This is a genomic window from Thalassospira permensis NBRC 106175, assembly GCF_000714555.1.
Taxonomy (GTDB): domain Bacteria; phylum Pseudomonadota; class Alphaproteobacteria; order Rhodospirillales; family Thalassospiraceae; genus Thalassospira; species Thalassospira xiamenensis.
Map to the genome: position 1 here is coordinate 1 of NZ_AUNC01000027.1, position 18,069 is coordinate 18,069.

At 56.5% G+C, this 18,069-nt stretch carries 20 protein-coding genes and 1 tRNA gene; 6 read left to right on the top strand and 15 right to left on the bottom strand.

Going from position 1 to position 18,069, the window contains the following annotated elements; translation table 11 throughout:
* Positions 1 to 245: 245 nt before the first annotated feature.
* Positions 246 to 1,784, top strand: coding sequence for a glycerol-3-phosphate dehydrogenase (gene glpD / locus SMB34_RS13810; protein WP_007090427.1), 1,539 nt, complete (start codon positions 246 to 248; stop codon positions 1,782 to 1,784).
* Positions 1,785 to 1,794: 10 nt separating this feature from the next.
* On the opposite strand, the gene SMB34_RS13815 is transcribed toward glpD, so the two are convergent.
* Entirely contained in the window at positions 1,795 to 2,058 is a 264-nt protein-coding gene (locus SMB34_RS13815) for a TfoX/Sxy family DNA transformation protein (protein WP_037990905.1), read from the bottom strand.
* A gap of 113 nt (positions 2,059 to 2,171) precedes the next feature.
* On the opposite strand from SMB34_RS13815, the gene SMB34_RS13820 reads away from it, so the two are divergent.
* Positions 2,172 to 3,983 (top strand): Na/Pi cotransporter family protein, encoded by a 1,812-nt coding sequence (locus SMB34_RS13820; protein ID WP_240478833.1) that lies wholly within the window; start codon positions 2,172 to 2,174, stop codon positions 3,981 to 3,983.
* A gap of 14 nt (positions 3,984 to 3,997) precedes the next feature.
* Here SMB34_RS13820 and SMB34_RS13825 read toward each other — a convergent pair whose 3' ends face one another.
* A complete protein-coding gene (locus tag SMB34_RS13825) occupies positions 3,998 to 4,450 on the bottom strand; it encodes a GNAT family acetyltransferase (protein ID WP_037990907.1) in 453 nt (150 codons plus the stop codon).
* 198 nt (positions 4,451 to 4,648) lie between these two features.
* Positions 4,649 to 5,299, bottom strand: a complete 651-nt coding sequence (locus SMB34_RS13830; RefSeq protein WP_007090423.1) for a hypothetical protein — start codon at positions 5,297 to 5,299, stop codon at positions 4,649 to 4,651.
* A 210-nt stretch (positions 5,300 to 5,509) separates the two neighbouring features.
* On the opposite strand from SMB34_RS13830, the gene SMB34_RS13835 reads away from it, so the two are divergent.
* The 3 genes from SMB34_RS13835 (at position 5,510) to SMB34_RS13845 (ending at position 9,253) form a co-directional block, all read left to right on the top strand.
* Positions 5,510 to 6,235: a response regulator gene (locus tag SMB34_RS13835; protein WP_037990909.1), complete on the top strand. Its 726-nt coding sequence runs from the start codon at positions 5,510 to 5,512 to the stop codon at positions 6,233 to 6,235.
* Positions 6,232 to 7,782 carry an ATP-binding protein gene (locus SMB34_RS13840; RefSeq protein WP_037990910.1) on the top strand — a complete coding sequence of 517 codons (1,551 nt, stop codon included), beginning with the start codon at positions 6,232 to 6,234 and terminating at the stop codon, positions 7,780 to 7,782. The genes SMB34_RS13835 and SMB34_RS13840 overlap by 4 nt, the downstream gene beginning before the upstream one ends.
* A 166-nt stretch (positions 7,783 to 7,948) precedes the next feature.
* A complete protein-coding gene (locus SMB34_RS13845) occupies positions 7,949 to 9,253 on the top strand; it encodes an adenylate/guanylate cyclase domain-containing protein (protein WP_007090420.1) in 1,305 nt (434 codons plus the stop codon).
* A gap of 24 nt (positions 9,254 to 9,277) precedes the next feature.
* Here the strand turns inward: SMB34_RS13845 and SMB34_RS13850 are convergent, their stop codons facing one another.
* From SMB34_RS13850 to SMB34_RS13905, 12 genes are all read right to left on the bottom strand, one after another.
* Positions 9,278 to 9,844, bottom strand: coding sequence for a hypothetical protein (locus SMB34_RS13850; protein WP_007090419.1), 567 nt, complete (start codon positions 9,842 to 9,844; stop codon positions 9,278 to 9,280).
* An 89-nt stretch (positions 9,845 to 9,933) separates the two neighbouring features.
* Complete coding sequence (locus SMB34_RS13855) at positions 9,934 to 10,191, bottom strand: RebB family R body protein (protein WP_007090418.1); 258 nt, start codon at positions 10,189 to 10,191, stop codon at positions 9,934 to 9,936.
* Positions 10,192 to 10,250: 59 nt separating this feature from the next.
* Entirely contained in the window at positions 10,251 to 10,574 is a 324-nt protein-coding gene (locus SMB34_RS13860; RefSeq protein WP_037990938.1) for a RebB family R body protein, read from the bottom strand.
* 93 nt (positions 10,575 to 10,667) lie between these two features.
* Positions 10,668 to 10,892, bottom strand: a complete 225-nt coding sequence (locus SMB34_RS13865) for a RebB family R body protein (protein WP_007090416.1) — start codon at positions 10,890 to 10,892, stop codon at positions 10,668 to 10,670.
* Positions 10,893 to 11,127: 235 nt separating this feature from the next.
* A complete protein-coding gene (locus tag SMB34_RS13870) occupies positions 11,128 to 11,373 on the bottom strand; it encodes a RebB family R body protein (protein WP_007090415.1) in 246 nt (81 codons plus the stop codon).
* An 11-nt stretch (positions 11,374 to 11,384) separates the two neighbouring features.
* On the bottom strand, positions 11,385 to 11,684 hold the full coding sequence (locus SMB34_RS13875; RefSeq protein ID WP_037990913.1) for a RebB family R body protein: 300 nt from the start codon (positions 11,682 to 11,684) through the stop codon (positions 11,385 to 11,387).
* Positions 11,685 to 11,810: 126 nt separating this feature from the next.
* Positions 11,811 to 12,146 carry a RebB family R body protein gene (locus SMB34_RS13880; RefSeq protein ID WP_007090413.1) on the bottom strand — a complete coding sequence of 112 codons (336 nt, stop codon included), beginning with the start codon at positions 12,144 to 12,146 and terminating at the stop codon, positions 11,811 to 11,813.
* 202 nt (positions 12,147 to 12,348) lie between these two features.
* Positions 12,349 to 12,672, bottom strand: a complete 324-nt coding sequence (locus SMB34_RS13885) for a RebB family R body protein (RefSeq protein WP_007090412.1) — start codon at positions 12,670 to 12,672, stop codon at positions 12,349 to 12,351.
* A 230-nt stretch (positions 12,673 to 12,902) separates the two neighbouring features.
* A complete protein-coding gene (locus tag SMB34_RS20705; protein WP_051682307.1) occupies positions 12,903 to 14,117 on the bottom strand; it encodes an RNA polymerase sigma factor in 1,215 nt (404 codons plus the stop codon).
* A gap of 259 nt (positions 14,118 to 14,376) precedes the next feature.
* Positions 14,377 to 15,018: a RodZ family helix-turn-helix domain-containing protein gene (locus tag SMB34_RS13895; RefSeq protein WP_037990915.1), complete on the bottom strand. Its 642-nt coding sequence runs from the start codon at positions 15,016 to 15,018 to the stop codon at positions 14,377 to 14,379.
* Positions 15,018 to 16,781, bottom strand: a complete 1,764-nt coding sequence (locus SMB34_RS13900) for a hypothetical protein (protein WP_037990917.1) — start codon at positions 16,779 to 16,781, stop codon at positions 15,018 to 15,020. Before SMB34_RS13900 ends, SMB34_RS13895 begins: the two co-directional genes overlap by 1 nt.
* Positions 16,782 to 16,978: 197 nt before the next feature.
* Positions 16,979 to 17,054, bottom strand: a tRNA-Thr gene (locus SMB34_RS13905).
* Positions 17,055 to 17,274: 220 nt separating this feature from the next.
* Between SMB34_RS13905 and SMB34_RS13910 the strand changes: the two genes are divergently transcribed.
* Complete coding sequence (locus SMB34_RS13910) at positions 17,275 to 18,069, top strand: class II glutamine amidotransferase (protein ID WP_007090408.1); 795 nt, start codon at positions 17,275 to 17,277, stop codon at positions 18,067 to 18,069.

Consider the following 18,069-nt stretch of genomic DNA (forward strand, 5'->3'; position numbering starts at 1 on the left):
GACGGGGTTTGTCAGCGGTCTGGCCCCGCCGTTTGGCGGGGTTTTTCGTTTCGGCTCATGGGATTTGATCCCAGAGTTGTCAATTTTTCAAAATCGAAATTTTTATCGAGTGTTGAGGTTTTGGCTTCGGTAAATAAGGGTATTGATTGCTATTGGCTATAAATTGTCACAATTCATCGCTTGAAAATTTTCGAAAATGAAATATTTTATGGTCAATATCGAAACTAAAGCGCGGAAGTCATGCCATGCAGAACCATTCGGAATATGACCTGATCATTGTCGGCGGCGGGATCAACGGGGCGGGGATCGCCCGTGATGCAGCCGGGCGCGGGCTCAGGGTCCTGCTGTGCGAAATGAACGATCTGGCAAGTGCCACATCTTCGGCCAGCACCAAACTGATCCATGGTGGTCTGCGTTATCTTGAACATTATGAATTCCGTCTGGTCCGTGAGGCATTGAACGAACGAGAAGTCCTTCTGGGCAACGCGCCGCATATCATCTGGCCGCTGCGGTTTGTTCTGCCCCATGTTCCTGGCCTGCGACCGGCATGGATGATCCGCCTTGGCCTGTTCCTTTACGATCATCTTGGCGGACGCAAAAAACTGCCGGGCAGCGAGGGAATTTCACTGCGCAAGCACGTTGCGGGGCAGCCGCTCAATACCGGAATGGACAAGGCATTCGTCTATTCCGATTGCTGGGTCGATGATGCACGGCTTGTGGTTCTGAATGCCATGGATGCCCGCGAATGCGGTGCCGAAATCCTGACGCGTACCCGCTGTGTCGGTGCAACCCAACAGGATGGCAAATGGCAGGTCACCCTGAGTGATCGCGACAGCGATGCCGAACGCATCGTTAGTGGCAAGATGCTGATCAATGCCGCCGGTCCGTGGTGTGCCTCGCTGATTGATCCTGAGAATGGTGTGGTCGATGCCGAAACCAAGGCAAATATCCGTCTGGTCAAGGGTAGCCATATCGTGGTTCCGAAACTTTTCGATCATGATCATTGCTATATTTTCCAGAACCCGGATGGCCGCATCGTTTTTGCCATTCCCTATCAGGATGATTTCACCTTGATCGGCACCACCGATGTCGATTTTAACGGCGATCCGGCCAAGGTTGAAATCGGCGCTGACGAAGTCGATTATCTGTGCAAGCTGGCTGGTGATTATTTCGAAACACCGATTTCGGTGATGGATGTCGTCTGGTCCTATTCCGGGGTGCGTCCGCTATATGCGGGCGAGGGCGAAGTTGCCAACGCATCCAAAGTCTCGCGTGATTACACGCTCAAACTCGAAGCCGGGCAGGGCAAAGCCCCGGCGCTGCATGTGTTTGGTGGCAAAATCACCACCTATCGCAAACTGGCCGAGCATGCCTTGCAACTGATTTCAAAACAGCTTGGGGTGACTAATCGTCCCTGGACGGCGGGCGAAGTACTGCCCGGTGGTGATCTGCCCGATGCATCCTTTGAAAAGGCTCTGCAATCCTATGGTGCCCGATATGACTGGTTACCGGAAGCAACCCTGAAACGTCTTCTGCGTGCCTATGGCAGCAGGATCGAAAAACTGCTTGATGGCTGCAACAGCGTGGCCGACCTTGGCGTCTGTTATGGTTATGACCTGTATGAAGCCGAAGTGCGTTATCTGATTGATCAGGAATGGGTGCGTGGCGTCGAAGACCTTGTCTGGCGTCGCTCCAAACTTGGTTTGCGCCTGTCAGAAGATCAGATTGCGGGACTTCGCAAACGTCTGGCATCCGTATCATCGGACCAGATCGCGGCCCAGTAATCGGCTGGCCTTAATGCGCCGCGATTTCGCGGCGTAACTGTGCCAGCAAATCGCGGAGTTCCTGTTTGCGCGATGGGGTAATATCGCGCCAGTCATGGTCGTGAATGGCACCTTCAAGTGCATAAAGATAATTCACGCTGATCTGTTTTTCCCCGCCAAAGCGGAACAACAGGCGGCGTGCTGTTTCCTCCAGCCCTTCCTTGATCAGGTCGGATCGGTTTTCAATGCCGATCTCGGCCAGTTCGCGCGACGATGTCGGGCCGATATTACGCATTTTTTCCGTGCGGGTTCGGGGCAGGCATTATGGCGGGAATCCAGTCTGATCTATACGCGGGATTTCTGTGTGCTATGATGGCATATCAATAGTTTATGGCAGGTTCCGTGCCGATGTCATCCCTTCGCTTATCCGCCTTTTTATCTGCCCTGACGGCTGTTTTGACTGTCCTGCCGATGCGCGGCATCCTTGCGGCAACCAATGATCCTTCGGTGCCGGATTTGCAGCCGGGCTGGATGATGATTGGCCTTTTGGGCGGCCTTGCCCTTTTCCTGTATGGCATGGATCATCTTGCAACGGCGCTTAAAACGCTGGCCGGGGCAAGGTTGCGTGTGATCCTTGCCAAAATGACCCGCAACCGTTTTATGGCCGTCCTTTCCGGGGTGGCGATCACCGGGCTGGTGCAATCGTCGAGTGTGACAACTGTTCTTGTGGTCGGCTTTGTTTCTGCCGGATTGATGAGCTTCGCCCAATCCATTGCTGTGATCATGGGGGCCAATATCGGAACGACCCTGACGGCGCAGATTATCGCCTTCCGGATTGATGCCGTCGCGCCGTTGATGATTGCGGTCGGCTTTGGCGTCATGACGTTTTGGCGTGATCGAAGCTGGTCACTTGGCGGGCGTGCCCTGCTGGGGCTTGGGCTGTTGTTTTTCGGTATGGGCATGATGAGCGAGGCGATGGAACCGCTTCGCACCTATGACCTCTTCATCAATCTGATGGCGCAGATGACAAACCCGTTTTTGTCGATTGCGATTGCTGCGGCCTTTACCGCCCTTGTGCAATCAAGTTCGGCAACGACCGGCATTGTGATTGCCCTTGCAGGGCAGGGGCTTGTGCCGCTCGAAGGGGGGATTGCCCTGATCTTCGGGGCGAATATCGGCACCTGTATCACGGCCCTTCTGGTGACGATTGGCAAGAATCGCGATGCGATGCGCACCGCCCTTGGTCATGTGTTCTTTAACGTTGTCGGGGTGCTGATCTGGCTGCCGTTTATCCCGCAACTGGCCGGTTTCGTCCATGCCGTGTCTCTGGGCGAGGAGGGTGGTCAGGTCGACATCGCGCGTGAAATCGCCAATGCGCACAGCATTTTCAATATCGCCAATGTCGCGATCATGATCGGCTTTGTGCCGTGGATTGCGCGTCTGATCGAAAAATGTGTGCCGGTGCGTGATGTGTTCGAACCGCCGCTTGATCCGGCACCAAAATTTCTGGTCAATGAAATTGCCAATACCCCGTCTGCCGCTCTGATGCTTTTGCGCAAAGAAGTCATGCATATGGGCGATATCGTGTGCGATGTTGTAAGGCGTGGGCGCGAAACCATGCAAAACCCGACACTTGAGAAACTTGAAAAGATTGCCGAGCTTGATGACGGGGTTGACAGCCTTCAGGATGCGATTGCGCGGTTTGCTGGAAAACTGCGCCATTCGGAGTTGCTGCCATCGGATCAGAACCGGCTTTTGAACAAGCTTGCGATCAGCAATCATCTGGAGGCTATCGGCGATATTATCAGCGAGGAAATGACCGAGCTGGTTGGCAGATTGTTAGCCGAACGCAATCTGCCATTATTAGATAGCCGTGAAAAAATGTCCGAATTATTCACTTTTTCTGAAGAATGCCTCAAGCAGGCACTAACGGCCTTTGCCAGTGACGATGTTGAGGCCGCCAATCGTGTGTTGGCTCGTAAGGCAGAGTTCATCGAAAAAATGGACGTCACCCTGCGCCGGATCAGCGACGAGATCGGGCCAAGAGATGCGGATATCCGCCGTTACCGCACAGAAGTTGCGCTGGTCGAGCGTATCAACCGGCTATACGAACGCGCACGCCGCATTGCGCGGGCGTCACTGGCAATTACGCGCGATGACCGGGATGACAACAGCAACAGTCCGGAACGAACGCCGCACGGGCATCCGGTTGCACCTTAACAGCTGTTTTTTTCTCAGCGGTCGGCGGGCGGGGAATCTATATCTTTTTGCATGACCGTGACATCAAGGGCCCGATAGCCAAGATGGCGATAGAAATCCTGCATCGCGCTGTTTTCCGACCGCACCATTAATTGCATACGCCAGACGCCGTGTTCACGCAGCCAGTCTTCGCCGATGGCAACCAGCTTTTTGCCAAGCCCGGTTTTCTGATGGCTTGGTGCAACCGACAGATAATAAATCCAGCCGCGATGCCCGTCATGGCCGACCATCGCGGTGGCAATGATAACACCGTTGATATCTTCCCATACCATCAGGGTCGAATTGCGATCCGAGAGCGCAAATCGCACATCCCATTCCGGCGGATTGTACGGGCGGTAAAGCCCGGTTTCCTGCCAGAGTTTGGTGATTGCGGGAATGTCGGTTTCAAGGGCGGTACGTGGGGCGGGGGAAAGGTGGGTGGCAGTCATGATGCAGCTTCTTGGTTCCTAAAAACGCAGAATGATCAGGGATCGAAGGCGCGTCAAACCAAAAGTCATGCAAATATAAAAAGTGGCGCCCCCGGGGAGAGGGGGGCGCCAGTGTTGTCCGGGCTATCGGTTGGGTGGGGGAAGGACCCGGACAATGGGAGTTGGGTAGAAGGGAAGTGCGTGTTCTGACAAAGCCGGTTAGCTGACCGGGCGACCGGTCACGCGGCTAAGCTCCATTTCGCGAACGATGTCGCCGGCCTTGTTGGTGATGGTCGCGATATAGGTGCCGCGTGGTGTTTCCTTGATTTCGCCCAGCGTCAGTTCACCGCCACCAAACCGGATCACCATGGCATTGGCCAGAAGGGTCATCTGTTCAGTGGTAAAGCGACGGTCAAAGCGGTCCTCCGCGTCCGGTTTGGGCATCATGCGGTGCATATCACGCATTTCGTCGCGATCCGGGCGGCCCGATTTGGCATCGAAACTCACGGTATCGACAACATCGCCGTTGGCATTCAGCAGGGTGACTTCGATTTCCTCGCCGTCATCGACCGATTTGACATCGCCGGTTTTAAGCTCCGTCGTGCCGCGACGCAGAAGCATTGCATCGACCAGAATTTTGGCTTCCTCGACCGTTAGCGGAGTGCTGCGGCGCATGCCATGTTTGCCATACATGCCTTTGTGGTGGTCGCGGTCATGATCGCGGAATTTCGGGCCATCGCCACGGTCATCATCGCTCATCTGCCAGGGTCGATGATCGCCGCCCGATGCAAGCGCGGTGGCGATGGGGGGTGCGACAATGCTGGTCGCGATCAGGAGGGATGCGATTTTAAGTTTGCTGTTACGGGTCATGTGGGCCTCTTTTCGTTGGGGGACTTTTGTTTGGCTGAGGCCTTTATGAAGCTGATTTGTCGCGAAATGATCCCGGTAAACCGGGGAAATGGTCGCAATGTCTACCAAAACCGGCTTTTGCGACAATCTGATACAAATTGCTGTTTTTGATGGGCCACCGGGCGCGATAAGCTGGGATCAGATAATCTTTGGAAAGACAGGCACAGCTTGATGAGTGATCCGGCCCATATTCTCGTCGTTGATGACCACCGCGATATTCGTGATCTGCTGGGGCGGTATCTGCGCCAGCATGAATACCGCGTGACGCTGGCGTCTGACGGGCGCGAATTGCGCAAGCTGATGGCTGAGAATGTTCTGCCCGATCTGATCGTGCTCGATCTGATGATGCCTGGCGAAGACGGGTTGAGTCTTTGCCGGTGGCTGCGCGAGAATTATGATGTGCCGGTTGTGATGCTGACCGCGCTTGGCGAGGAAACCGACCGGATCATCGGCCTTGAAATGGGGGCAGATGATTATCTGGCAAAGCCTTTCAATCCGCGTGAGTTGCTGGCCCGTATCAAGGCGGTGCTTCGTCGGGCGCAAAGTTTGCCAAGCGGGCGGCGCGGCCAGAAGACCGGGGGTGAAATTGCCTTTGATCGCTGGATACTGGATCGCACGCGTCATGAATTGCGTGACGAAAACGATGTTGTCGTGCCGCTGAGTGCTGGTGAATTTGCCCTGTTATGCGCCTTTGTCGATCACCACAATATGGTGCTGAACCGCGACCAGTTGCTTGACCTGACCAAGGGGCGCGAAGCCATTCCGTTTGATCGCAGTATTGATAATCAGGTTAGCCGCCTGCGCAAAAAGATCGAGCCCGACCCGAAGAACCCGACCCTGATCAAAACCGTTTGGGGCGGGGGATATATGTTTACCTGCGACGTGGTGAAAAAATGAAACTGCGCGGTTTCATTTCCCGTTTATGGCCAGAAACCCTTGTCGGGCAGTTGGTGTTGCTGATCCTTGGTGCCGTGGTTCTGACCCATGTGGTGTTAGGATTGCTTTTGGCCGAAGAACGGCGCGATGCGTTGTTAAGCGAGCGGCGTGGCGGTGCATTGGCGCGCGTTGCGGCCATTTCGCGCATTCTGGCGGCAACCCCATCGGAAAACTGGCGTGATGTCCTGAAGGTCGGCCAGTCGCCGCAAAGCATCATGCGTCTGGCGGACAAGCCCGATAACAGCCTGCCGATGTCTGATATCAGTTACACGCTGAGCGAGCGGCTTAATCAGGCGCTTGACGGTCCCGCGGTGCCCGCGCGAGTGCATATCCTGTCGGAGGATGATTGTGAGGCGGTTGAGGAGCGCGAGAAAAAGAAACACGAAAAGCATGGTGACGATGACGATGATGATGATGATGATCGCGACAAGAAATGGCGCAAGGATGACTTTGTTCGCGACGGACATCACGGGCCGCGTTTCTTTGATCACCTTGACTGTGTTGCCGCACCATTAATGCAGATCAGTGTGCCGATCTTCCCGGTGGGGGCGACGGTAAACGCTGCCGGATCGGCGGGGGCTGAAAGTCTACAGCCTGTTGTCTGGCTGGAAGCGCGGATCAATGGTGTTGCACCGCCGCCGCGTGCGGTTTTGCAAAATATCCTGCGTATTGTTATTTCGGCGGTCCTGATCGGGATCATCGCGTTTTTCCTGGCGCGTCGCATGACACGGTCCTGGGCGGTTCTGGCACAGGCCGCCGACCGGGTGGGGCGTGGTGATTATCCCGAACCGGTGCCCGAAGATGGCCCGCTTGAAATCCGCCGTGCAGCCAAGGCGTTCAACCGCATGACCGCAAGGCTGAAACGTTTTGTCGAGGATCGCACCCGGATGCTGGCCGCGATTTCGCACGATTTGCGCACTCCGATCACGTCTCTTCGGCTGCGGGCGGAATTTGTCGAGGATGCGGAAAACCGGTCTCGGATCATCGAGACATTGAATGAAATGGAACAGATGGTCGAAGCGGCCATGACCTTTGCGCGCGAAGAAACCGCGAACGAGGCGACCCGCAAGATCGATATTGCCGCCCTGATCGAGGCCGCGGTCGAAGACCTTGCCGAAACCGGGCGACCGATCCGGTTCGTGGGTGATGGCGAACCACGGGTTTATCCATGCCGTCCGCTTTCGATCAAGCGGGCGATGGGCAATCTGATGTCAAATGCCCTGACATTCGGCGATCATGTCGACGTATCGTTGAAGCCCGCCGATGATGGTGGCATGTGGATCGAAGTCAGTGATGACGGGCCGGGAATTCCACCCGATCAGCGCGATCAGGTGTTCGAGCCGTTCTTCCGGCTTGAATCCTCGCGCAATCGTGAAACGGGTGGAATTGGCCTTGGTCTGGCGATTGCCCGCACCGCGATCCGGGCGCATGGCGGCGAGATTTATCTGGAAGATGCGCCGTCTGGCGGGCTTCTGGCGCGGATTTACCTTCCGCCGATTGCGCAGTGATCCGGGGTCTTGGGCAAAAGGTTTCGCTAGATTGACCGAAATTTGTCAGGAATAATATCGGTAAGTGCAGTTTTTGTGATTTTGCGATTGCGAAATCACAAGCCTGTCCCATTTATGCGATGTCATATTCATGTCATAGTCGCTTAAGAATCGGACGGAGCCCATCATGCCGGAAAACACGAAGTCCAACAACAATGTCACGTCGCTGCCGGGTACGAACAGTGCCCTGTCTGGCGGTGGCTTTGTGCGGGCGGTCAATGACTGGCTGATGGAGCGCGCACTCGACGATACCGATATTGATGCGATTGTCGAAGGCATGGTGTCGCGGCTTGTTGCCGCGGGCATTCCGATCGAACGTGTCATGGTTGGTTTCAAGACCCTGCATCCGCTTTATGAAGGCGTTTCCTATATCTGGTCCAAGGATGAGGGCCGGGTTGAACGGTCGCTGCATCTTGATGTACGCGAAAAGAACCCCGACTGGCTTGATAGCCCGATGAAGTGGATGTCCGATAACGATGTCACCTTCATGCGTCGCCATCTGATCGGGCCGGGGGCGATCCTTGATTTCAATGTTTTGCAGACTTTCCGCAAATCCGGCGGCACGGATTATCTGGCGCTGATGACGCCCTTTACCACGGACCGCGACAGCACGCTGGGTACGAACCGTATCTTCATGACCTATATGACGCGTCGGCCCAGCGGTTTTACCGACGAGGATCTGGCAATCCTGTCATCGATCCAGCGCCGTTTTGCCGTGTCGTGCAAAATGCGCATCATGCACGAAGAAACCAAGACGATCCTTGAAACCTATCTGGGTTCGGATGCCGGGCATCGGGTGCGCGACGGGCAGATCAAGCTGGGCGACAGTACCAAGACGCGGGCAGTGATCTGGTTTTCCGATATGCGCAATTCGACATCGGTTGCCGCCAGTGTCGGGGATGATGCTTTTCTAGGTGAAATGAATGATTTCTTTGCCGCGACGGCCGGTGCGGTCCTGAAGCATGGCGGGCAGGTCTTGCGCTATATCGGGGATGCGACATTGGCGATTTTCCCGATCCGCGAGGATGAGCAGGATCTGGAACAGGCCTGTACGGCTGCGGTTTACGCAGCAGCCGAGGCGCAGCTTAATATCGATCAGCTTAACCGCCAGCGCGAAGAAACCGGATTGCCGGCCTTTGATTACGGGCTTGGCATGCATGTTGGTGATGTGATTTACGGCAATGTCGGCGTGCCTGACCGGGTCGATTTTACCGTGATCGGGCAGGCGGCCAACGAAGCCGCCCGGATCGAACAGTTGACCAAGCAGCTTGGCAAACGGGTTCTGGTCAGTCATCAGGTGGCGAAGTTCATTTCCTGTCCGACGGAAGAAATGGGTGCCTTCGAGCTTCATGGCACGGGTCTGAGCCTGAAACTGTTTGCGCCGGACTTTACCGAAGCGTGCGAGCGTATCCAGTTGATGCAGGCGGGGTGATCCCGCCTGGCGATCATCAGGCCATTAGGCCATACTGTCGAAATCCTTGACCACACCGCTTGATGCCGTGCCGACATTGGTAAATGTTTGCTGGGCATCGGTGACGGCCTGTGTTGCCGCCTTGATGATATCGGCATAGGGATCGGTTGTTTTTTCCACCAGCATCTTTTGCAGCGCGACACCGGTTGTGGCAGACGCCATCGACATGATGTTGCGCATGTAATCGGTGCTGTCCTGTACGGCGTAGGCGGCGGCCTGCGCGACCTTCTGATAGGCGATCCCGTTGGCGCCCGGACCGGCCCCGTTCAGTACGGCGTGATTGGTGGTGCCGACGGCCTGAACGATTTGCGGGTTAAGGGCGGTGCTGAGCGGTGTGTTGTTTGCGCCTCCTCCTCCTCCGCCAGCAGCGCCACCATTCGCGGGCGGAGTGTCGCCGCTGGCAGCTTTGCCGCCACCAGCGCCACCCTGGGCATCGGCCGCAGGGGAGGTTTTGTCTCCGGCTTTTTCGGGATCGGCGGCACCCTGTTCATCGGCGGGATTTCCACCAGCGGGCGGGGTGTCCTTTGGGGGATTTTCGTTTTCGTCAGCCATGACGGGCCTCATCGCGTTAACAGGTCGGTTTCAGGAGCTTGGCGCAAAGTTGCCGGACGTTTAAGGCGTGGGAAATCATGTTGGCGGCGTCAGGATTTGCCGCCGCCACCCATGCCGCCACCGGAGCTGTCGAGAATCATTTTGCACGCACTGGAGGTTACGGCATTGCCGATCTGTTGCAGTCCGCCCTGGGTTTGCATGGCGTTCTGCATCGATAGACTGATGGAATGTGCCATCGTCTGATACACGAGCCCCATTGCCTGTGCCGGAGCCTCGCCCAGAACCTTGACGTTGGTCTGCGTGACCGCGTCCGTAATCTGGGAATTTACCGGGGTGTTGTCTGCCATGTCACGCCCTCACTGAAATTTCCGGATAACACGCACGGCGCGTGACATCCGAATGCTGCCTACCGGCGAGTTGCTGCCAAAATGACCAAAAGGGTCAGAAGTGTGTTGCTGTTGTCGGATCGCGACAGCTTGGTTGTTGCCTGCGCGCCGGCCATTGTATTGACCGAGTAAAGCTGCATCACACCCATATTGGTCGCGGCCTGCGAGCACATCGAGGCCTGTTGCTGGGCCTGGATAGCGTTCTGGAACAGGATGGATGTCGAATGCGCGGCACTTTGATAGATCATGCCCATGGCATTCGCCGGGGCCGAGCCGAGAACGCTGACCGATGTCTGGGTCACCGCATCTGTGATCTGACCGTTCACTGGGGTTGGAATAGCCATTTCTTCCTCCGATTTGGCGGTCACGATGACCGTACCCGTTTTGACGCAGATGATTGATCTTTGTGACAAAAATCCTGAATGATGACCTTTTTATCAACCCGCCTGGGCTGTGATCATGGCCACCAGTTTTGAGGTTGCGGTATTGGCGACCTGTTGCATGTTTCCCTGCGTCAGGGTGGCGTTTTCCATGGCCAGACCTGTTGAATGGGAATGCGATTGCAGGGCGATCGATACCGCCTGTGCCGGGCTTTCGCCCAGCACCTTGACGTTGGTCTGAGTCACGGCATCGGTGATTTGCGGATTGACGATATCGCTCATGACGTCATGCCTTTGTCTTGAAGGTTTGTCCGCAGGTCGGGTCAGAACCGACGGAGCCGGTTAAAGTGCCGTTATTGTCCGGCCTGTCTCTGCCTTTCGTATTCGTCCTGCTGGCGTTTAAGTTCGTCGTCGGTCAGTTCGATATTGCTGTTCGGGTCTTCCGGTATTTTGGGGGCGGGAGGCGGTGCGCTCTTGAGGTCGGGGGGGCGCTTTGCTGTCCCATTATTATCCCCCCTTAGGACTTTGGGCCTTTGTCCCCGATCGCCAGCGTATTGCGGGCGCATTCCATGGTGGTCGCCAGACTGGCGACGGCAAGCTGTTGCTGTTCATTGACCATGTTTGCAAACAGCACGCCCTGTGCCTGGGCCTGCGACAGGTAAGTCTGCATGGTTCCCATGGCGGGTGCGGAGCCGATGACGGTGGTATTGGTCTGTGTCACGCCATCGGTGATCTGTTCGTCGACTTCGCGCGGGTTGCTCATCGTTTTGATCCTTATCGGTTAGGACGCGACATCATCTGTTCGATGCTTTTGGTCAGGGTGGCCATGCCGGTCATGGATAGTTGCCGCTGACCGGAAACCATGTTGGCCATCAAAACACCTTGTGCCTGTGATTGGGCCAGCATGGATTGAAGGGTGGCATAGGCCGGGCCGACACCAAGGGTGCCAACATTTACCAGACTGACAGCGTCACTGATCTGATGGGATACCTGATCCTGCAAATTTTCCACCGCGTCTGCGACGGAGGTTGCGTCGGAATTGTTGTCGGACGGGTCGGTATTTGCCGGTGCCATCGCGGTCTCCTTGGCTGGCGCGTGAACTACATCGCAATGACGGTGAGGATCGGAATTTGTGACACAAAAAAAGCCCGGCAAGCTTTTGCATGCCGGGCCGGTTCGGGCGGCGAAACCAATGAAGGTTTACGACACTGCGGTGCCGGTGGTTGCCTTCAGGGCGGACAGCAATGCAAGCATGTTGTCCGGAACGTCGCTGGTTGCGATTTTCTGCGTTGCCACGGCACCTGCCATGGTGTCGACGGAATAGACCTGAATGACGCCCTGGTTGGTTGCAGCCTGCGACGAGATGCCGACCTGCTGCTGGTTGCTGACGGCGTTTTCGTAAAGAATGCCGTGGGAATGTGCCAGCGACTGAAACAGCGAGCCCATGGCCATGGCCGGTGCATCGCCCAGTACTTTGACATTGGCCTGGGTCACTGCATCGGTAATCATGCCATTGACCGGGGTATTATCAGCCATAATCTGTCTCCTGGTTGCCTGGATAAATATGCCGGAAACCGGCCCGTTCCGCGTGGTGCGCGGCGATCAGTCATTTGACGGTGAGGATATGCCTTTGTGACGTCAAACCGTCAAAAACTGCGGGCGGAATTGCCGGGAAACGATATTGGGCGGCCGGTCGGAAAACGGGCCGCCCAATCGGGGAGGTCTTGGAGGACGGGGCTTAGCTTTTGACGGCCTGAAGGGTGGTCAGAAGCGAAAGCATGTTGTCGGGGACGTCGCTCTGGGCAATTTTCGAGGTCGCGACGGCATCGGCCATGGTGTCGATCGAATAGATCTGGATGACACCCTGGTTGGTTGCCGCCTGAGAAGAAATGCCAAGCTGCTGCTGGGCGCTGACGGCATTTTCATAGAGAATGCCCGTGGAATGGGCCAGTGACTGGAAGATCGAGCCCATAGCCATGGCCGGGGCATCACCGAGCACCTTGACGTTTGCCTGGGTGACGGCATCGGTGATTTGACCGTTTACCGGGGTCGGAATCGCCATTTCAAAACTCCTTCGTATGCTGCTTGCGGTGGAAATCCTGACGGGGTTTCTCCGTCCCGAATTCACCCTATCGACGCTGGCAATTCGGGGTTGTGACAGGACGGATGATTTTTTTTGCCAGCAAGGGGATTTCTGTAAGTCTTTTGCGGGCCGGATCTTTTTCAAGCCCGGCGTTGAATCGGGCAGAATGGCATTTGTCATTCTGCCCGTTAAACAGGTTTCACGTGCGGTTACTGGATGCCTGCGCCACGCAGATGGTCGCGGGCAAGCTGAACGCGTTTACGCACGGCACAATTGCTTAGTCCGAGATTGACCGCGATATCGTCGTAGCTGCGGTCTTCTACGCATCGCATCAGAAGCGGCTTGCGCAGTTTTTCAGGAAGGGCGCGTAAGGCGCGTTCAAGATGGTCGAACATTTCGGTCGCAAGAAATGATTCCTCGGGGCTGGGTTCGTTGCGACCGGAAATCGGCGGCAGGGCGGCATCCGCGGTGCCGTGGTTTTCTTCCTTGTATTCCGCCTTTCGGCGGTTTTGCCGATGCAGATCAATGCAGGCATTGTGCACGATCCGTGACAGCCAGGCGCGGTGATTACGGATTTCGTCCATTGAATCCTCGAACTTTACCGATGCCTTTAGCATGGCTTCGGACAGTGCATCCTGCGCGTCATCCATATTGCCAGACATCAGTTTCAGGCATTGCTTGAGAAGGCTGTCCTGTTGATCCATCCAGAGCGGCCAGAAATTTGGCGCGGCCGGTTCCATACCGGGAAGGTCGGAATCATCGAGGGGATCGGATTGCCATGCTCGTGGATGGGGGGCGTGTGTTGGCGGGGTGCCAAGGGGCTGGCAAGGAGCCGGTTGTTCGAAACCGAGATTGCCCAGCAGCGACATCGCATCCTGCAGGGATCGCTGTATCTGGTCGATCTGATTGCCGGTGTTGCCCGATCCTCGCGAGCCGGGCATTCCCGGCATTCCCTGCAACCCGGCCAGCCCGGCAAGACTGCCAGGATTGCCAAGACTACCGGCGATGATATCGGTTGGGCTTGGACCGTTTGACGATGGTTCCAGTCCCGGAAATCCGGCCAATGGATTGAAATTCGCCGGATAACCACGCGGCACGGCAGAGGTTTCTGGCCCGGTTTGCGGGGGGGCTGTGTGGGCTGCTGCTGTTCCTTGCTGTGCTTCTGGCGGTGCCTCTGGCGTGGTGGGTGAGGCTGACGAATTGTTTTCAAAATTACTACTTTTACGAGAATCAGTATTCAATGCGGCAAGGTAGTCCGCAGCCAGTCTGGCGCGCTGTTCATCTTTGAGGTGCGACCAGATTGATGTGACATTGTCGCCTGTCCCCAATGCCTTTTCCAAGGCATCGTCTAGGGATTGGGCAAACGTGATTTCGTTTTCCGATAGTTCTGTCTGTCCCTGTTCGGTATTCTTTTCGTACTGCACTTCGGACCCCTCCTCAGAAAGATTACAACCAAAGGCTGTTTAGGTCTCTCGCGACTATTATGACGGCGCGCAGTCTTAATTGTGAAGAAAAAGAAAAATACTATTTAAGGTTGCGCAATTCTTGGCTGGGAAAGTCGCAGATGACACCCTTTAACCTTCTGTTTTAAAAGATATTTTCCAGATTTCTCGCCTAGGTCGTGGCCCACGTCCTGCGGGATCGAGTTGCAGGTCGGACTTGCAACCTTTGGCAAAAGCCGAATCATCCATCCGCCGGTGGGGCGGCGTTTGGTGGATTTTCGGAACCGGCATTGGCAGTTTGTGGTGCTGTGGGCCGGGTGTTTTCCGACGGGGCGGTTTCCGGAGAAGGTGTAGGTTGGGGAGGCGCTGCGGCGTTTGGGTTTTGCGCGTTGCTTTGCGGCGTGGCGGGAATATTTGGTTGAGGCGTTTGTTGGGCAGTGCCGGTTTCGCTTCCGGCAGGCTGGGCGGCCGCGGGTTTTGCATCGGAAGGTGCATTTGATGCCACAGGCGGAATTGACTGTGCGATTGCCTGTTCGACCTGTCCCGCCAGATGGTTCATGCGCATGTCAATTTCCGCGACGATGATGCGGCGCAATTCATTGGCGATTTCGATCATGACCATTGCGCCCGGCTCGATCGGGGTTGATGGCGCGTTGTTGGTGCCCGATGCATTCGGGGCGGTTGCGACGGCTTTTGTGCTTTGGCTTGATTGTGCGTGGCTTCCCGCGGCGAGTTTCTGGTTCAAAACTTGCGCACGCGCACGGTCCGCGGCATTCGCCATGGCTTTCATGGTGGCCTGATATTCCTGATTGAAGGCCTTTTTTACCGCATCCTTTTTACTGCTTGCCGTTTCGACGCCAGGAAAGTTCGGGCCGCTTGTCATCAGGAGGCTCCCTTGTCCGGTTTTCCGGGACTGTTGGTGGCAGTAGTGCCGGTATCGCCGTTATTGCTGTCAGCATCGGGGGGGCTGTTGGTGTTGTCAGTGATGGCGGCCTTGCCTTTTACCGATGCTGGCTTCGCCGGGGCTGATTTGGCGATATTTGTGCCTTTGTCCGGTTTGTCGGTCTGGGTTGCGTCGGTGGTGCTGTCGTTACCGGACGGTGCGGGCAGCACAAACCCATAGGCGGCAAGCCCGTCATCGTCCGGGGTATCGGTGATGCTGATCAGGCTGGTTTGCAGGCTGGATGTTGCATTGGCGATCATGCTTTCGGCGCGGCATTCGGTATCCTGGCCCGGATCGATGCAGCCGAGCATCGCGGTCGGGGTCGAGATTTTGTGATCGCCGCGCAGTTGTGCGGTGACCGAAAAGCCCGACGCAGCCCCGCGCAGGATCAGCGCGACAAGGGTTGCGCCCGATTTACCGTCGTTGGGGGCGATGACCTGCATGCGAAGCGATAGGCTGGTTTCGGTCGTGAGGGGGACGTCACCCTGCAAGATCGGGCTGGGCAAAGCACCTGTATATTGCAGTTGAACCGGGATCGAGGTCGGGATGCTGGTGATGGCCGATGTGATGCGCAGGGTGGCGATGAACGGATCCTGCGTGCTGTCAATCGTACCGAGTTGCTGATCCATGCCAAGGCTTGCCGGAGCAACGGGTTCGGCAGCGTCCGGGATCGAAGTGCCGGAGTTGTCCGTACTGACGCCGCCCGCTGCCAGTGTTGCCGCGGCCATGTGCCATTCGCTGGACGGTAATCCACCGATGATGCTGGCCCGTGTCAGAGACGGCAGGGTTGCCGGGATATCAAGTGCCAGCCGGGCGGTGTTGATATCTTGTGGTCCTACCGATAGCGCCCATTGCCGGATATCAGCCGGGGTTTCGGCGGCATCAAGCCGTGCGGTGACAATGGCATCCGTGTCGCTGCCGGTAGGGCCGGGGTTGGGCAATTGATCAAGTGTGATCGACCAGTCCGGCGTCTGGGCATTTTGGGCATTGCCAGATAGCTCGGGCAGAAGCGGGCGATAAAGATCGCCATACGTCACGCTGCCTTCGAGCCGTGTCACACGGCCGTCATCACGGATCAGGTCAACGCGATAGGATTGCGGGCCTGTGGGGCTGGACATGCCGGATGTCGGGCGGCTTGGCGTGGTTAAGGTATCGTCGTGATCCTGAAAGCGGGGGGGGACTTCTTCGTCGGTGAGATCGTCGTCCCGGTCGTCCCCGTCGTCCCCGTTATCGGGGGTGTCGGCAGCAGTGGGGGCGGAGCCGTTAGATGATGTCTCCGGTGTCGCGTTTTGCGGGGCCGGAGCCGGTACGGTCGCGCTCGCCGTTGTGGTCAGGTTGCCGTATTCGTCGTAGCTGTAAGATGACAGTGGCGGGACCGCCTGCATCGGCTGGCCAAGGGCTTGTTCGATTTTCTGCATGGCATATTCGATCAGATTCTGGCCTTGCAGTGGTGTATGGCCCGATAGCCCATCGAGCGGCCCCGGATTGTTGCCGCCGGTCGCGCCACTGGACGGATCGGGGATCGGGGAGGCCGATGACGGGCGGGGAATGACGGCGTCAAGACCCCATTCCTTTGCCGTGTCGAAACCCAGCACATGGGCCCACGGCCAGTTATCGACGGCCGGGCTTTTGGGGCCGTTGGTGGCGGCGGGATTGCTTCCGCCATTTTCGGTGCTGTTGGGCTGTTGGTCTTTGTCGGTCATGCTGACAATCCCCTGGTTGCACTTGCGAAACGCTGCGGAGGGTGCACGCCTGCGCCGAACCGGATTTCACAAGGATTGCGACGGTTCACATGTCAAAAGGACGGGGAGCACCGGAGGTTGTGACAAAAAACGTCAAATCGCGTCCTGGGAAAGGCAACAAAAAACCCCGCAGGGCTGTTCGCCCGACGGGGTTATAGTGGTGCTGATGATAGGATTTGAACCTACGACCTACGCATTACGAATGCGCCGCTCTACCAGCTGAGCTACATCAGCACGATTCATTTTGTGGCGCGGAAAATACGGATAATCCCCCCGGTTGGCAAGTGCTTTATTCTTCTTTTTATTATCCATCCCCAACTGTATCGGACAGATTGCGCAAGGCAGCCGGAAGATCGACCAAAACCATAAATATCACATTGACCGTTATGTAGTTCCCCGGCATAGATAACGCGTCGCGCCGCTTCATGCCGTAACGTCAATCAAGGGAAGTCATATGTGCCGCTGGCTGAGCTATATCGGAGATCCGGTTTATCTTGAAAAACTGGTGTTCGAGCCGCGCCATTCCCTTGTTGAACAAAGCCTGCATGCCGAACAGGCCAAAACGCCGACCAATGGCGACGGGTTTGGTATCGGCTGGTATGACGAGCGCAAGACGCCTGGTCTTTATCGTGAAATCCTTCCGGCTTGGAATGATCCAAACCTGCGGTCGCTTGCCCATCATATCCGATCAGGCATGTTTTTCGCCCATGTCCGGGCATCGACGGGGACCGAAACCAGCCGCACCAACTGCCATCCGTTTGCCCATGACAATTACCTGTTCATGCATAACGGACAGATTGGGGATTATCCGTTGGTGCGGCGTGTGCTGGAAGCGATGATCGATGATGAATTTTACGCCACCCGCCATGGCACGACCGATAGCGAGCTTATTTTCTGTCTGATGCTGACATTTGGTTTGCGCACCGATCCGCATCGCGCGATCCGCAAAACCATCGAAGTTGTCGAACGTGAGATGAACGAGCGCGGTGCAACTGCACCCTTCCGTTTCACCGCCTGCCTGTCAAATGGCGAAAGCGTTTGTGCCATCCGCCATGCCAGCGATGACAAGCCGCCATCGCTTTACTGGCGCAAGCGTGGGGATCATGTGATTGTCGTGTCCGAACCGCTGGATGCCGAAAGCGATAGCTGGATCGCGGTGGCACCCAACCATACCCTGCATGTTTGCCGTGATTTGAATATCTGCGAAGAACCGACACTGTCGGCGACCGGGTGCAAGGGCGCAGCCTGA

Bases quoted from the DNA above. Each gene is read 5' to 3' on its own strand.
- glpD (WP_007090427.1), top strand. From the start codon at position 246: ATGCAGAACCATTCGGAATATGACCTGATCATTGTCGGCGGCGGGATC.
- SMB34_RS13815 (WP_037990905.1), bottom strand. From the start codon at position 2,058: ATGCGTAATATCGGCCCGACATCGTCGCGCGAACTGGCCGAGATCGGC.
- SMB34_RS13820 (WP_240478833.1), top strand. From the start codon at position 2,172: ATGTCATCCCTTCGCTTATCCGCCTTTTTATCTGCCCTGACGGCTGTT.
- SMB34_RS13825 (WP_037990907.1), bottom strand. From the start codon at position 4,450: ATGACTGCCACCCACCTTTCCCCCGCCCCACGTACCGCCCTTGAAACC.
- SMB34_RS13830 (WP_007090423.1), bottom strand. From the start codon at position 5,299: ATGACCCGTAACAGCAAACTTAAAATCGCATCCCTCCTGATCGCGACC.
- SMB34_RS13835 (WP_037990909.1), top strand. From the start codon at position 5,510: ATGAGTGATCCGGCCCATATTCTCGTCGTTGATGACCACCGCGATATT.
- SMB34_RS13840 (WP_037990910.1), top strand. From the start codon at position 6,232: ATGAAACTGCGCGGTTTCATTTCCCGTTTATGGCCAGAAACCCTTGTC.
- SMB34_RS13845 (WP_007090420.1), top strand. From the start codon at position 7,949: ATGCCGGAAAACACGAAGTCCAACAACAATGTCACGTCGCTGCCGGGT.
- SMB34_RS13850 (WP_007090419.1), bottom strand. From the start codon at position 9,844: ATGGCTGACGAAAACGAAAATCCCCCAAAGGACACCCCGCCCGCTGGT.
- SMB34_RS13855 (WP_007090418.1), bottom strand. From the start codon at position 10,191: ATGGCAGACAACACCCCGGTAAATTCCCAGATTACGGACGCGGTCACG.
- SMB34_RS13860 (WP_037990938.1), bottom strand. From the start codon at position 10,574: ATGGCTATTCCAACCCCAGTGAACGGTCAGATCACAGATGCGGTGACC.
- SMB34_RS13865 (WP_007090416.1), bottom strand. From the start codon at position 10,892: ATGAGCGATATCGTCAATCCGCAAATCACCGATGCCGTGACTCAGACC.
- SMB34_RS13870 (WP_007090415.1), bottom strand. From the start codon at position 11,373: ATGAGCAACCCGCGCGAAGTCGACGAACAGATCACCGATGGCGTGACA.
- SMB34_RS13875 (WP_037990913.1), bottom strand. From the start codon at position 11,684: ATGGCACCGGCAAATACCGACCCGTCCGACAACAATTCCGACGCAACC.
- SMB34_RS13880 (WP_007090413.1), bottom strand. From the start codon at position 12,146: ATGGCTGATAATACCCCGGTCAATGGCATGATTACCGATGCAGTGACC.
- SMB34_RS13885 (WP_007090412.1), bottom strand. From the start codon at position 12,672: ATGGCGATTCCGACCCCGGTAAACGGTCAAATCACCGATGCCGTCACC.
- SMB34_RS13895 (WP_037990915.1), bottom strand. From the start codon at position 15,018: ATGACAAGCGGCCCGAACTTTCCTGGCGTCGAAACGGCAAGCAGTAAA.
- SMB34_RS13900 (WP_037990917.1), bottom strand. From the start codon at position 16,781: ATGACCGACAAAGACCAACAGCCCAACAGCACCGAAAATGGCGGAAGC.
- SMB34_RS13910 (WP_007090408.1), top strand. From the start codon at position 17,275: ATGTGCCGCTGGCTGAGCTATATCGGAGATCCGGTTTATCTTGAAAAA.